Origin of the sequence: Micromonospora sp. NPDC048169 (genome assembly GCF_040652815.1) — a bacterium.
GTDB lineage: Bacteria > Actinomycetota > Actinomycetes > Mycobacteriales > Micromonosporaceae > Micromonospora.
Genome location: NZ_JBEZMS010000049.1, coordinates 1 through 13,804, shown reverse-complemented (window position 1 = coordinate 13,804; position 13,804 = coordinate 1). Strand labels below are relative to the sequence as shown.

Annotated in this window: 14 protein-coding genes; 6 read left to right on the top strand and 8 right to left on the bottom strand. The window is 72.8% G+C overall.

Annotation, left to right across the window (positions count from 1 at the left end):
• Nucleotides 1-141 precede the first annotated feature (141 nt).
• A complete protein-coding gene (locus AB0D28_RS27020) occupies nt 142-2,502 on the top strand; it encodes a ricin-type beta-trefoil lectin domain protein (protein ID WP_357390296.1) in 2,361 nt (786 codons plus the stop codon).
• 75 nt (nt 2,503-2,577) lie between these two features.
• Nucleotides 2,578-3,315, top strand: a complete 738-nt coding sequence (locus AB0D28_RS27015) for a Clp protease N-terminal domain-containing protein (RefSeq protein ID WP_357390256.1) — start codon at nt 2,578-2,580, stop codon at nt 3,313-3,315.
• 49 nt (nt 3,316-3,364) lie between these two features.
• Here AB0D28_RS27015 and AB0D28_RS27010 read toward each other — a convergent pair whose 3' ends face one another.
• Both AB0D28_RS27010 and AB0D28_RS27005 read right to left on the bottom strand, forming a co-directional pair.
• On the bottom strand, nt 3,365-3,883 hold the full coding sequence (locus tag AB0D28_RS27010) for a hypothetical protein (RefSeq protein WP_357390254.1): 519 nt from the start codon (nt 3,881-3,883) through the stop codon (nt 3,365-3,367).
• Between the two features lie 108 nt (nt 3,884-3,991).
• Nucleotides 3,992-4,174: a DNA repair protein gene (locus AB0D28_RS27005; protein ID WP_357390252.1), complete on the bottom strand. Its 183-nt coding sequence runs from the start codon at nt 4,172-4,174 to the stop codon at nt 3,992-3,994.
• A gap of 229 nt (nt 4,175-4,403) precedes the next feature.
• Between AB0D28_RS27005 and AB0D28_RS27000 the strand changes: the two genes are divergently transcribed.
• Nucleotides 4,404-5,069 (top strand): GNAT family N-acetyltransferase, encoded by a 666-nt coding sequence (locus tag AB0D28_RS27000; RefSeq protein WP_357390250.1) that lies wholly within the window; start codon nt 4,404-4,406, stop codon nt 5,067-5,069.
• Between the two features lie 206 nt (nt 5,070-5,275).
• On the opposite strand, the gene AB0D28_RS26995 is transcribed toward AB0D28_RS27000, so the two are convergent.
• The 4 genes from AB0D28_RS26995 to AB0D28_RS26980 all read right to left on the bottom strand — a co-directional run bounded on the left by AB0D28_RS26995 (nt 5,276) and on the right by AB0D28_RS26980 (nt 8,397).
• Nucleotides 5,276-5,971 carry a TetR family transcriptional regulator gene (locus tag AB0D28_RS26995; protein ID WP_357390248.1) on the bottom strand — a complete coding sequence of 232 codons (696 nt, stop codon included), beginning with the start codon at nt 5,969-5,971 and terminating at the stop codon, nt 5,276-5,278.
• The gene (locus AB0D28_RS26990; protein ID WP_357390246.1) at nt 5,916-6,392 is read right to left on the bottom strand and encodes a DCC1-like thiol-disulfide oxidoreductase family protein; all 477 of its coding nucleotides are present in this window, start codon (nt 6,390-6,392) and stop codon (nt 5,916-5,918) included. Before AB0D28_RS26990 ends, AB0D28_RS26995 begins: the two co-directional genes overlap by 56 nt.
• Complete coding sequence (locus AB0D28_RS26985; protein WP_357390244.1) at nt 6,389-6,823, bottom strand: hypothetical protein; 435 nt, start codon at nt 6,821-6,823, stop codon at nt 6,389-6,391. The genes AB0D28_RS26990 and AB0D28_RS26985 overlap by 4 nt, the downstream gene beginning before the upstream one ends.
• A 119-nt stretch (nt 6,824-6,942) precedes the next feature.
• Nucleotides 6,943-8,397, bottom strand: coding sequence for a glycoside hydrolase family 3 N-terminal domain-containing protein (locus AB0D28_RS26980; protein ID WP_357390242.1), 1,455 nt, complete (start codon nt 8,395-8,397; stop codon nt 6,943-6,945).
• 124 nt (nt 8,398-8,521) lie between these two features.
• Here AB0D28_RS26980 and AB0D28_RS26975 point away from each other — a divergent pair, with 124 nt between their 5' ends.
• Nucleotides 8,522-9,727 (top strand): ROK family transcriptional regulator, encoded by a 1,206-nt coding sequence (locus AB0D28_RS26975; RefSeq protein WP_357390240.1) that lies wholly within the window; start codon nt 8,522-8,524, stop codon nt 9,725-9,727.
• 92 nt (nt 9,728-9,819) lie between these two features.
• Here AB0D28_RS26975 and AB0D28_RS26970 read toward each other — a convergent pair whose 3' ends face one another.
• A complete protein-coding gene (locus AB0D28_RS26970; protein WP_357390238.1) occupies nt 9,820-10,830 on the bottom strand; it encodes an ABC transporter permease subunit in 1,011 nt (336 codons plus the stop codon).
• The gene (locus AB0D28_RS26965) at nt 10,827-11,831 is read right to left on the bottom strand and encodes an ATP-binding cassette domain-containing protein (RefSeq protein WP_357390236.1); all 1,005 of its coding nucleotides are present in this window, start codon (nt 11,829-11,831) and stop codon (nt 10,827-10,829) included. The genes AB0D28_RS26970 and AB0D28_RS26965 overlap by 4 nt, the downstream gene beginning before the upstream one ends.
• A 120-nt stretch (nt 11,832-11,951) precedes the next feature.
• On the opposite strand from AB0D28_RS26965, the gene AB0D28_RS26960 reads away from it, so the two are divergent.
• Together AB0D28_RS26960 and AB0D28_RS26955 are read left to right on the top strand one after the other, a co-directional pair.
• Entirely contained in the window at nt 11,952-12,803 is an 852-nt protein-coding gene (locus AB0D28_RS26960; RefSeq protein WP_357390234.1) for an ABC transporter ATP-binding protein, read from the top strand.
• 16 nt (nt 12,804-12,819) lie between these two features.
• Complete coding sequence (locus AB0D28_RS26955; RefSeq protein ID WP_357390232.1) at nt 12,820-13,716, top strand: ribokinase; 897 nt, start codon at nt 12,820-12,822, stop codon at nt 13,714-13,716.
• Nucleotides 13,717-13,804: the final 88 nt, after the last annotated feature.

The window sequence follows — 13,804 nt, the reverse complement described above, 5'->3', positions numbered from 1 at the left end:
TGGGGTGGGGGCCGGGCCGGCGAGGCGTTGACCAACCCGTGGTGTGAACGCTAACATACAGAGCATTTGATAGACGTGTGTCTATCTGGAGGTGGGTCGGTGTCCAGCAGGATGAGCCGAGGACATGTGGCGTGGCGACGGATGGCGTCGGCGGCGGTGGCCGCGATGGTGACGGCGCTCGCGCTGACCGTCCCCGCCGCGCCGGCCCGGGCGGCGACCGCCCTCACCGTCAACGGCGCCTCCGGCGGGCGCGCGCTCGACGGGGTCGGTGCGGTCAGCGGCGGCGGCGGAAACAGCAGACTCCTGATCGACTACCCGGAGCCGCAGCGCAGCGACATCCTCGACTACCTGTTCAAGCCGGGTTACGGCGCCGCGATGCAGCTGATGAAGGTGGAGATCGGCGGCGACACCAATTCCACCTCCGGCGCCGAGCCCAGCCACGAGCACACCCGGGGCGGCGTGAACTGCAACCGGGGCTACGAGTGGTGGCTGATGGAGCAGGCGCGGGCGCGGAACCCCGCCATCGCCCTGGTCGGTCTGGCCTGGGGAGCGCCCGGCTGGATCGGCAACGGCAACTTCTGGTCCACCGACTCGATCAACTACCTCGTCGGGTGGCTGGACTGCGCGGCGACGCACGGGCTGACCATCAACTACCTCGGCGGGTGGAACGAGAAGGGCTACAACACCACCTGGTACAAGAACCTGCGCTCCACGCTCAACTCCCGCGGCTACGGCAACGTGAAGATCGTCGCCTCGGACGACTTCGGGTGGGGCGCCGCCGACGACTCGCTGCGGGACCCGGCGTTCGCCAACGCGGTGCAGGTCTTCGGCAGCCACTACGTCTGCGGCTACCGCAGCGCCCAGACCAGCTGCCCCAGCTCCGCCAATGCGATCTCCACCGGCAAGCAGCTGTGGGCCAGTGAGAACGGCTCCGACGACTACAACGCCGGCGCGCCGGCCCTCGCCCGGGGCATCAACCGCGGCTACCTCGACGGCAGGATGACCGGGTACATCAACTGGCCGGTGATCGCCGCCATCACCCCCAACATCCCGTGGGCGACCACCGGTGTGGCGGTGGCGCAGCAGCCGTGGTCCGGCGCCTACTCGATCGGCAAGAGCACCTGGGTGATGGCGCACACCACCCAGTTCACGGCGCCGGGCTGGCGCTATCTCGACTCGTCCAGCGGCTACCTCGGGGGCAACCGCGGCAACGGCAGCTATGTCTCGCTGAAGTCCACAAACAACAGTGACTGGAGCACCGTCATCGAGACGCAGGACGCCGGCTCGGCCCAGCAGCTCGACGTCACCGTCACCGGTGGGCTCTCCGCCGGCACCGTGCGCGTGTGGGCGACGAACCTCAGGTCCAACAACAGCGCCGACCACTTCGTCCGGGGCGCCGACATCACACCGAACGGCGGGCGCTTCTCGCTCACCGTCCAGCCCGGCTACGTCTACAGCATCACCACCACGAGTGGGCAGGGCAAGGGCACGGCTGTCAGCCCGGTTCAGGGCACCCTGGATCTGCCGTACCGCGACAACTTCGACAGCTACGCCACCGGGCGCGAGGCCCGGTACCTGATGGACCAGCAGGGCTCGTTCGAGATCGTCGGCTGCGGCGGCGGCCGGACCGGACAGTGCGTCCGCCAGATGTCCGAGCAGGCGCCGATCTACTGGACGTCCGGCCAGGCCGAACCGTACGCCCTGCTGGGCGATCTGACCTGGCGCAACTACACGGTCTCCTCGGACGTGCTGCTGGAGAAGCCCGGCTACGCCCAGCTCATCGGCCGCGGCAACACCTACAACCACCAGGGCCCGCAGAACCTCAACGGCTACTACTTCCGGGTCACCGACGGCGGGGCCTGGTCGATCCGGAGCAACAACACCAGCGGCAACTGGCGCACCCTGGCCAGCGGCAACACCGCGGCGCTGGGCACCGGACGCTGGCACAACCTCTCGTTGAAGCTCAACGGCAGCACCCTCACCGCGGCGATCGACGGCACCACCGTCGGCACCGTGTCGGACTCCGCCTGGGTGGCCGGCCAGATCGGGTACGGCACCGGCCAGGGCGTCACCGCCCAGTTCGACAACCTCGCGATCACGCCGGGCGACGGTTCCAGCGGCCCGACCGGAGAGGTGCGCAGCGCGAGCGCCAACCGCTGCCTCGACGTCAACGGCGCCAGCCAGGCCGACGGCGCGGTCGTGCAGATCTGGGACTGCAACGGTGGGCCCAACCAGCAGTGGACGGTCGGCACGAGCAACCAGCTCACCGTGTACGGCAACAAGTGCCTCGACGTCCCGGGCGCCGCGTCCGGCAGCCGTGCGCGGATCATGACCTGCACCGGCGGCAGCAACCAGCAGTGGCGGCTCAACGCCGACGGCACCATCGTCGGGGTCGGCTCGGGTCTCTGCCTGGACGTCAACGGGCAGGGCACCACAAACGGCACCGCGGTGCAGATCTGGACCTGCAACGGCGGCAGCAACCAGCGGTGGGTGCGCGGCTGACCCGCAGGGGTGGAACCTCGATCGCATCGTCAACCGAGGGTTGACCGCCACGCATCGTCAACCTATGGTTGACGCATGGAGGAGACCGAACCGCACAAGATGACCCATCCGGTACGCCTCGACGACCTCATCGACGGCATCAAGAAGGCACACACCGACGCGCTCGACCAGCTGGCTGACGCGGTCCTCGTCGCCGACCACCTGGGCGACGTCGCCGACCACCTCATCGGGCACTTCGTCGACCAGGCCCGCCGCTCCGGCGCCTCGTGGACGGAGATCGGCCGCAGCATGGGCGTGACCAAGCAGGCCGCCCAGAAGCGTTCCGCCGCCAAGGCGGAGACCGCCGCCACGCTCGACCCGAACTCCGGGTTCGGCCGGTTCACCCCGCGCGCCCGCAACGTGGTGCTGGCCTCGCAGGAGGAGGCGCGGGCGGCGGGCAACGCCGAGGTCGCCCCGGGACACCTCGCGCTCGGGCTGCTCGCCGAGCCGGAAGGGCTCGCCGCCGCGACGATCGTGGCCCGGGGCGTACCCCTGGAACGGCTGCGGGAGGCCGTCACCGCGGCGCTGCCGGCGAAGGCCGATCGGGTTCCGGACGTCATCCCCTACGACGCGCGTGCCAAGAAGGCGCTGGAGCTGACGTACCGGGAGGCGCTGCGGATGGGCCACAACTACATCGGTACGGAGCACATCCTGCTCGCCCTGCTGGAGGAGGAGGGCGACGACGGGGTGCTGCGCGGGCTCGGCCTGGAGAAGCCCGCGCTGGAATCGGCGTTCGAGGCGGCGCTGGCCGAGATCACGCGGAAAGGGGCCTGACCCCGCGCCGGGCACGCGTCACGAGGGCGCGTGCCCGGGAGGCGGGGTGTCAGGCGGCGGTGGGGAAGCCGTACCGGGCGGCGTGCTCCGGGTCGGCGGGGTCGACCTGGCGGATGCCGGCGTCGGCCAGGCGCTTGTTCACCTCGTCGAGGTGTTCCCGGACCAGCCGGGCCTCCTCCTCGGTGACCCGGCCGCGATGCGGGCGCCCGGCGTGCTCGATCGTGCCGTAGTCGATCTTCTCGGTGGTACGGCGGGCCTTCGGCGGCTTGACCCGCTCGGCGGTACGCAGCAGTCGCGCCATCGGCACGTCGGTCGCCATCGCGTCGAACTCGCTCGCGGTCAGCACCACGCGACGCGGCTCGCCGTGGCCGTGCCGGTCGTGGATCTCCACCACCGCGACGTCGAGCGCCGCGTCGTCGATGCTCTCCACCTCGACCGGGGTGGCGTCGAGCTGCACGGGGCCGGCGACCAGATCCGGATGCTCCAGGACGACGACCTTGACCACCTCGTCGTCGGGGCTCAGCACCCGGCCGGTGAAGTCGGAGACGTGGATCGTCTTCTTGCCCATGCGCGGAGCTTCTCCTGTCGTAGGCCGGAAATCGGACCACAAGACGCTACCGCACAGGTGTGCGAAGGCCGGTACGCCGCCCGGGCCGGTGTGTCGTCGCCCGCCCTTTCAGAGCGGGGTCAGGCCTTGCCGCGAGGCGGCGGCCGGCTGGGCGTTCACCTCGGCCCAGGAGGTGGCCCGGTCGCGGCGCTCACGGTACGCCGGCTGCGCCGGGAATCGTCCGGCGTCCGCCGCAACCCGCCAGCCGCGCTCCGCGTCCTGCTGGAATCGGTCATTCGGTTCGTGAGGCATGACCACTACCGTCCCAGAGAAACTTGTACATGTATGGAAATGGATGTGACGCAGGGTCGATGCCTTCGGTTCCGCGAAGCGCCGGAATCCTGCGGCCGGTGGCGGAAGCGGGAATCGGCACCCGTCGCTGGCGTGCCGACCCTCTACCCATCGGCCGCGCGTCTCAACCCCGGTGCGATCGGCCGATTCCGCGGGCACGGGCGCGGCGGCACGGCGTACCATGATCACTATGCTCGACCGGCGGGTCTTCCTTCATCTGGCGACCTGGTTGGGACAGTGGCCGGCGGGCCCCGGGCTGCACGTCGTCCGGTCCTACCGCCGCGCCCGTCCGGCCTGGGACGGGCGGCTGCGCCCAGCCGTCGCGGTGACGGCGGACGGCAGCACCGTCCTCTCGGTCGCCGCGGACCGGGTGGAGGCGGTACGGGCGCTGGTGCGTGACCGGCCGATCGGGGAGTGGCTGCCCGCTCTGCCGGGCGCGGTCGGCACACCCGAGTTCATCGCGCACACCTCGGTCCTGCGCTGGTGCACCGACCCGGCGCCGCTGCCCGAGGTGGGCGAGTGGGTGCCGCCCACGCTGCCCGGACTGCCGCCGTGGCTGCGGCTGTTCGACCGGGAGGTGCTCGTGGTCCGGGGCGCTGACGGCGCGTACCGGGCCGGCGTGGGGATCAAGCGGCACGACGCGTACGGGCACGAGCTGGCGGTGGGCACGGTGCCGGCGGCGCGCGGGCGCGGCCTGGCCCGGCGGCTGGTCGCGCAGGCCGCGCGCCGGGTGCTGGACGAGGGGGCGATCCCCACCTATCTGCACGACCCGGGAAACGCCGCGTCCGCGCGGGTGGCCGAGGCGGCCGGATTCCCGGATCGGGGCTTCACCGCGTTCGGCGTCTTCCCCCGTTGAGCCGGTGCTGCCGCCGAGCCGGCGGATTCCCGCTGACCGGTCCGGCGCGGACCGTGGATCCCGGGCCGGATCCACGGTCCGCAGCTTTCCTCCCAGGCCCCGGCATCGGTAACGCTATGTGCTAGAGCCGGTGGTGAACAAGGGGTGCGTCGCTGTCCGGTAATGGACTCTCACCTGCGGGATCGTCAGTCACTGGGTCAGTCGGGTCAGTGACGCAGCGTGCTTATCAGGGCGAGGGTCTGGCGGGTGACCGGGCGCAGCACGCGCAGCCGCGACAGCGCCACCAGCCGGTCCACGAGCGGCACCACGCCGTCGATGAGCTGCCGGGTCTTCACCTGCCCGTCCGAGCGGTCGTGCACCCAGTAGAGCACCACCCCCATGTAGCCGAGCCAGAGCAGCTCGGGCAGGGCCTCACGCAGCTCGGCGTCGAGCTTGGCGGTGGAACCGGTCAGCGCCTCACGGAACAGCGCTATCGACATGTCCCGGGGGGCCGACGACTCGGCGGAGAACGGGCTGAGCGGGGAGGTCGGCTCGGCCGCCGTCTTGAAGAAGGCGCCAGCGAACGCGTGGTACGGGCTCAGCACGTCGATGCCCGCGTGCAGCACCCCGGCCAGTCGCGGGCCGAAGTCCCGTTCCCGGGCGAGCACCGTGTCGGCCGCCGCCCGGTGCTCGCGCTGGGTGCCCGCGTAGAACTCCTGGACCAGGTGCTCCTTGGAGTCGAAGTAGTAGTAGGCGTTGCCCACCGCCACGCCCGCCTCCTGGGCGACCGCGCGCATCGTGGTGCGCGCGTATCCGCGCTCGCGGAACAGCCGCATCGCGGTGTCCAGGATCAGCTGGCGGGTCTGCTCACCCCGGGCCGTCGACCCGCTCGCAGCGGTCGTCGGCACACTCTGCTCGGTCATCGTCGTCACCGTATCCCGGTTCCCGGATCCGCTCGCGGACCGCGGAGGCGGTCGCCACCACCCGCCGGGCCAGCGGCAGCAGGTGCGGGCGGGCCAGCCGCTCGGCCGTGCCGCGATGTTCGGCGAGCGCCCAGAGGCAGGCGAACCAGGCGCCGTCGCCGCGGTAGACCGCGCCGGTGTCGGCCACCACCGTCAGATCGCGCAACGTGGCGTCGTGGTCCAGCCCGGGAAAGCGCCGCCGGGCCTCGGCGGACCCGGCCGGCACGAACTCCAGCGGTACGAGCTGGGCACGCGAGGCGAGCCACCGCTTGGCGGCCCGGCACATCGGGCAGCCCGCGTCGTACAGGACGGTGAACCAGCGGATCCCACCGGCCCCGTGCCCGGTGGGATCCTGCTGGTGCCCGCCCGCGGCGGACGTCACCGGGCCGGCGGGTTCGGCCCCGCCGGTACCGGTCCGCCCTGCGGCGGGAGCATTCTGACCGGCGGCAGCGGCGGGTGGGTGGCCTGCTGGCGCAGGCGGCCGCGCCGGTATCGGCCGAGTGCGAAGACGTTGAAGAAGTGCAGCGCACCCAGCACCAGCAGGACCAGCCCCACCTTCATGGAGAGCTGCTCCAGCGCCTGGCTGGTGTCGCCGACCGGGTCGGACTCCTTCATGGCCACCGTGACGTAGCCGAGGTTGAGCAGGTAGAACCCGACCACCAGCAGGCTGTTCACCGCCTCGGCCAGCCGGCTGTCGGCGAACACGTCCTGCAGGAACACCAACCCGTTGCGGGACAGCGCCCGCGCCACCCAGATGGTCAGACCGATGCTCACCGTCAGGTAAGCCAGGTACATCCAGACCTTCGCGTCCATCCCCCGTCGCCCCTCTTGAACGTGTTCAAATTCAGGGCCTGAGCGTACGACATATTTTGAATGCGTTCAATAGTGCGGCCCGCCGTTCGGGAAACAGCGGGCCGGGAGTGGGGAGTGGGTCAGGCCGTCAGGCGGAGCACCTCGGCGGCGGCCCGGCCGTTGGCGTGGCTGGCGCCGTGGGTGGCGACGAAGGCGCGCGCGCCCGCCGGCCGCCACGCACCAGGCCAGCCCATCTCGACCACCGTCACCTGATGCGTGGCGGCCAGCGCCTCGACCAGCTCGCGCGCGCCGGGCAGGCGGTGCAGGTGTCGTCCGACGAGCACGATCGGCCGGTCACCGGCGAGCCGCCGGACCTGCTCCGGGTCGGTCTCGCCCGCCACCGCGCGGGCCTGCTCGACCCCGGCGGCCAGGTGCGGGCCGAGCCCCCACGGCACCCGGCCCTCGGCGATGGTGGAGGTGGCGTGCACCTGCACCACGAGCGGCGCGGTGGCGCGGGTGAGGTCGCCCTCGACCCGTACCGCCCGCAGCGCGGCGGCGTAGCCGAGGCCCGCGACGGCGGGCGGCCGGGCGGCGGCGGGGCCGGTGGCGGCGGCGAGCGCCGCGGTCCGGCCGGCGGCCTCCTCGACCCGCTCACGCGCCAGCCGGCCGTCGCCGATCGCCGCGACGATCTCGGCGGCGACCGACTCGACCAGTTCGGCGTCCACCCGGGCGCCGACGCAGAGCAGATCCGCGCCGGCGGCCAGGGCCCGGACCGCGCCCGGACCGACCCCGCCGGCGGCGAGCACCGCGCCCTTCATCTCCAGCGCGTCGGTGATGACGGCGCCGGTGAAGCCGTACTCGACGCGCAGCAGGTCGTGCAGGACCGCGCGGCTGAACGTGGCCGGGCCGTCGCCGGTCAGCGCCGGCACCCGGATGTGCGCTGTCATCACCGCGCGGACGCCCGCGTCGACCACGGCGGCGAACGGCGGCAGGTCGCGTTGCCGAAGGACCGACGGCGGCACGTCGACTGTGGGCAGTTCGTGGTGCGAGTCGGCGACCGTGGCGCCGTGCCCGGGGAAGTGCTTGGCGCAGGCGGACACGCCCGTCGACTGGAGACCGGCGACGGCGGCGGCGGAGTGGACCGCCACCCGTTCCGGGTCCGCCCCGAACGAGCGGGTGCCGATCACCGGGTTCTCGTCGGCGGTGTTCACGTCGACAGTGGGTGCCAGGTCGACGGTGATGCCCAGAGCGGCCAGTTCCGCGCCGATCGCCGCGTACACCTGCCGGGTGAGGCCGGGGTCGTCCACCGCCCCGAGCGCGGCGTTGCCCGGGTACGGGCTGCCGGTGGCGTGCGCCAGCCGGGTGACGTCGCCGCCCTCCTCGTCGATCGCGAGGATCACGTCGGAGCGGCCGGCGCGCAGCGCCGCGGTGGACGCCGCCACCTGGGCCGGGTCGTGGATGTTGGTGCCGAACAGGGTGTGCCCGGCGAGCCCGTCGGCGAGCAGGTCGACCGCCCAGTCCGGCGGGACCGGTCCCGGGTACGCGGCCAGCAGCGTGCCCAGCGCGAGCCGGCGCAGTCCTGGATCCAGACCCACGAGTATCCCCTTTCCCTGCCGGGTCGTCCGACCGCTGCGGACGGGGGCGGCCGATACGCTAACGGGCACCCCTCGGCAGGCGTTTTGTGGTTAGAAAACTTTACTGAAAATTGAGGACGTTGGCATGAGTGCGACCCGGCTGCCCGGCACCCCCCGACTCCTGCGGGCGCTCAACGATCGTGCGGCGCTGGAGCTGCTGCTCGAACGCGGCCCGCTGACCCGGGCCCGGATCGGTGAGCTGACCGGGCTGTCCAAGGTCACCGCGTCCCAGCTCGTCGAGCGGCTGGAGGAGCGCGGCCTGGTCGCCCGGGTCGGCGAGCAGGCCGGCGGGCGGGGCCCGAACGCCCAGCTCTACGCCGTCCGGCCGGGCAGCGCGTATGTGGTGGGCGTGGACGTGGGCGCGGAGCGGGTGGTGGCGGCCTGCGCCGACATCACCGGCACCGTGGCCGGCCGGGTCGAGCAGTCCACCAAGGACACCGACGACCCGGTCGGCGTGGTGCACAACGCGGTCGTCCAGGCGGCCAGCAGCGCCGGGGCGGAGCTGTCCGCCGTCCGGCGCGTCGTGCTCGGCACCCCCGGCCTGGTCGACCCGCAGACCGGCGACATCACGTTCGCGTTCAACCTGCCGCGCTGGCACAGCGGCCTGCTCGCCGCGCTCCGCGAGGACCTGGACACCCCTGTCGTCTTCGAGAACGACGTGAACCTGGCGGCGGTGGCCGAGGCGCAGTCCGGCGCGGCCCGGGGCACAGCCGACTTCGTGCTCGTCTGGGTGGACGCGGGCGTCGGCCTGGCGATCATGCTGGGCGGGCGGCTGCACCACGGCAGCAGCGGCGCGGCGGGCGAGATCGGCTACCTGCCGGTGCCGGGCGCACCCATCCCGCGCGACGTGTCCAAGCGGGCCAAGCCGGCGTTCCAGCAGCTCGTCGGCGCCGACGCGGTACGCGCGGTGGCAGCCGAGCACGGTTTCGCCAGCCCGGACGCGGCGGAGCAGGGCGTCGCGGCGGCCCGGGCGGCCGAGGTGGTACGCGCGGCCATCGCCGCCGGCACCGCCGGTGGGCCGATGCTCGACGAGCTGGCCCGGCGGCTGGCGCTCGGTGTGGCGAGCACCTGCGTGGTGCTCGACCCGCCGCTCGTGGTGCTCGCCGGCGCGGTCGGACAGGCCGGCGGCGCGGCGCTTGCCGAGCGGGTGCAGCACGAGGTCGCCGCGATCACGCTGGTCCGGCCCCGGGTGGTGACCACCGGGCTGACCGAGGAGCCGATCCTGCGCGGCGCGCTGCGTACCGCGCTGGACGCGGTGCGTGACGAGGTGTTCGGCTCGACGGTCGGCTGACCGCGTCGTGCACCCTGGCGCCATGTGAAGGAATCCTTCATCATGGCGTCAGGGTTCGCAAGGAGTTGCCGGGTCGGGGCGCCGTCCGTCTGTCAGATCAGGTCGCGGCGGCGGAACACGGTGAACGCCGCCGTCACCAGCGCGCCGGTGAGCCCGAGCAGCACCACCAGCCCTGACGGCCAGGTCAGCGTGTAGGAACCGTCGCAGTAGCCGGAGATCCCGGGACCGCAGGAGTTGTTGTCCCAGAGCCGCACCTCACCGGACAGCCACGCCGTCAGATAGCTGGACAGCATGTACCGGTCCGGCCGGCCCACCTGAAGGATCTGGAACACCAGCCTCGCCCCCAGCTCCCACACCACCACGTACGCGGCCACCGTGCCGAGCGCCGCCGAGGTGTGCCGGCCCAGCGTGGCCACGGCGAACCCGAGCGCCGCGGCGAGCAGCACCAGCACCAGCCCGCGTACCCAGATCGCGGCGAGCGACGGCCAGAAGTCGCCGCTGGTACGCCCGACCAGCCCGGAGGCCTGGCCGATCAACCAGAACGCCCCGAGGTACGCCACCGACGCCAGCACCGACAGGCCGAGCAGGCCGCCCAGCAGCGTGCCGAGCTTTGTGGCGAGCACCGTCTGCCGCCGGGGCCGCCACAGCAGCAGGTTGACCACCCCGCCCGAGGTCAGGTCGGCCCCGATGTAGGAGGCGCCGACCAGGAACCCGAACAGGGTCAGGAACGCGATCAGGAAGTAGAGCAGCGGCTCGGCCTCCTTGGCGAAGACGAAGACGCCGCTGAGGTAGTCGGCCGCGCTCGGCAGCTCCTCGATCTGCGCCGGGTCGATCTGGGCGCAGTCGCGCGGCAGGTAGTCGTTCTCGCTCGGCGGGAGCGAGCCCTCCCGGATTCGCAGGCAGCGGTCGTACGTCATCTCCATCTGGCGGACGCTCTCCGCCGCCTGCGCCTGGGCCCGGCTCAGCTCCGCCGGGCTCGGCCGGTGCGAACCGGCGAGCGTGGTCACCACGGTCACCGCGAAGGCGACACCCAGCAGCACCACCATGAGCTGCACGAAACGCCGGGCGGCCAGCCGCTCCAGCTCGGCCCGGACCAGGTTCACGCGTCCACCTCCCGGATCTCCCGGACGTCGAGATCGATCACTCCGTCGCGCGGTGGCGCGCCGTCGACCTGCCGTGGCACCGCCACGTGTTCGTCGCCGCCGGTCAGCTCCAGGAAGACGCTCTCCAGGTCCGGCCGCAGCGGGACCAGCTCGCGTACCCACACGCCCTGCTCGCCGAGCGTCCGGCTGATCGTCTCCGGATCCACCACACCGGTCACCACCAGGTGGTCCGGCTCGACGGACACCGACAGGCCAGCCCGGCCCAGCACCTGCCCGGCCTGCTCCGGGGCGGCCACCCGTACCCGCCACTGGTGCTTGTCGAAGCCGGCCAGCACGTGCGCCACCGGCCCGTACGCGACCCGCCGTCCCCGGCTCACGATCGTCACGTGGTCGCAGATCAGCTGGATCTCGGCGAGGATGTGGCTGGACAGCAGCACCGTCACCCCGGCCTCGGCCAGCGACCGGGTCAGGTCGCGCATCTCCCGGATCCCGGCCGGGTCCAGCCCGTTCGCCGGTTCGTCAAGGATCAGCAGTTCCGGGCTCTTCAGCAGGGCCGACGCGACCGCCAGCCGCTGCTTCATGCCCAGCGAGTAGCCCTTGACCCGCTCGTCGCCCCGCTCGCGCAGCCCGACCTGCTCCAGCACCTCGTCCACCCGGATGGTCGGCACACCCCCGGCCAGCGCCAGCAGCCGCAGCGTCCGGCGCGCGGTGAAGTTGGCGAAGAACTGCGGGCTCTCCACGATCGCGCCGACCCGCCCGGACACGTCCGGCAGGCGCTCGGGTGACTCGGCGCCCAGCACGCGCATCCGCCCGGCGTCCGGCCGGACCAACCCCAGCAGCGCGCGCAGCGTGGTGGTCTTCCCGGACCCGTTCGGCCCCAGGAAGCCGTGCACCTGACCCGCCTCGACCAGCATGTCGAAGTCGTCGACGGCGATCCGGCGGCCCTGACGCAGCGTGTGGAACGTCTTGCGTAGACCGGCGATCTCGATGACCGGGCTCATCCGCGCTCCTCCCGGCAGCGGTCGGTCATGGGTGTCCTTCCGGAAGCGGTGACCAACGACACGGCGCCCCACCCTATGGCGGCGGCGCCGCCCGTGGGGGGCGCCGGGCCGGGTGCGTGATTGGATGGAGCGGTGACTGGTGACCTGATCCCCGGCGCCCCGGGCGCCCTCGCCCCCTCGACCGTGGACGCGGATCTGGTGGTCAGCCTCGACGGGGTCGGCGTCAAGCGTTCCGGCACGGCGCTGGTGCACGACGTCGACTGGCAGGTCGAGCTGGACGAACGGTGGGTGGTGCTCGGTCCGAACGGCGCGGGCAAGACGACGCTGCTCAATCTGGCCGCCGGGCGGCTGCACCCGACCAGCGGCGTCGCGCACGTGCTCGGCGAGCGCATCGGCCGTACCGACGTCAACGAGCTGCGTACCCGCATCGGCCTGTCCACGGCGACGCTCGCCGAGCGGATCCCCGCCGAGGAGCGGGTCGTCGACGTGGTGGTGACCGCCGCCTGGTCGGTGGTCGGCCGCTGGCGGGAGAGCTACGACCGCACCGACGAGGCCCGCGCCGCCGCGTTGCTGCACCAGCTCGGCGTCGGCCACCTCACCGGCCGCGTGTACGGCACGCTGTCCGAGGGCGAGCGCAAGCGGACGCAGATCGCCCGCGCGCTGATGACCGACCCGGAGCTGCTGCTGCTCGACGAGCCCGCCGCCGGGCTCGACCTGGGTGGGCGCGAGGACCTGGTGGCCCGGCTGGCCGAGCTGGCGTACGACCCGGACGCGCCGGCAATGGTGCTGGTCACCCACCACGTCGAGGAGATCCCGCCCGGCTTCACCCACGCGCTGCTGCTGCGCGAGGGCGGCGTGGTGGCGCAGGGCCTGCTCGCCGACGTGCTCACCGCCGACAACCTGTCGAAGACGTTCGGCCTGCCGCTGGTGGTCACGCGGTCCGGCGACCGCTGGGCCGCCCGCGCCGCCTGAGCGACGGGACGAAACAGTGCCGCAGACCCGGGTCGCCGTCGTCGGCAGCGCCAACATGGACCTCGTCGGCATCGGCGCCGCGCTGCCCCGGCCCGGCGAGACCGTGCTGGGCGACGACTTCGTCATGCTGCCCGGCGGCAAGGGCGCCAACCAGGCGGTCGCGGCGGTACGCGCCGGCGCGTCATGCGTCTTCCTCGGCGCGATCGGCTCGGACTCGTTCGGGGTGACGCTGCGGGCCCGGATGACAGCCGCCGGCGTGGACACCGGCCACCTGCGGGTGGTCTACGGCCCGTCCGGCGTCGCGCTGGTCATGGTCGGCGGCGCGGGGGAGAACGCCATCCTGGTCACCCCGGGGGCGAACGCCGCGTTCACGTCGCTGTCCGCCGACGAGCTGTCCGCCGTACGCGACGCCGACGTGCTTGTCGCGCAGCTGGAGGTGCCGGTCGAGACGGTGACCGAGGCGGCGCTGGCGGCCCGGTCGGCGGGCACCCGGGTGGTGCTGAACGCCGCGCCGGCCCGGCCGGTGCCGGCCGAGCTGCTGGCGGCCACCGACCTGCTCGTGGTGAACGAGCCGGAGGCGCAGGCGCTGACCGGCCGGGGCCGGGACGAGCCGGCGGCGCTGCTGGACCTGGTGCCCCGGGCGGTGCTGACGCTCGGCGGTGACGGCGCCTGGTACGTCGACCGGGACCGGCCGGCGACACACGTGCCGGCGGTGCCGGTGGACGTGGTCGACTCGACAGCCGCCGGGGACGCGTTCACCGCCGCGCTCGCGGTGGCCTGGGGCGAGGGGCGGGACCTGGCCGACGCGGTGCGCTGGGCGGCGGCCGCCGGTGCGGCGTGCGTACGCAAGCTCGGCGCCTCGGTGGCGCTGCCGCACCGCGCGGAGATCGACGAGCTGTTCGGCGAGTGTTAAGAGGTCCTAACTTTTTGAGGGTGGGCGTAACCGACTGGATGTGAGGGTCGTTTCGTCTGAACGTGAGGAGGGGTGAGCAGCCGCCGTG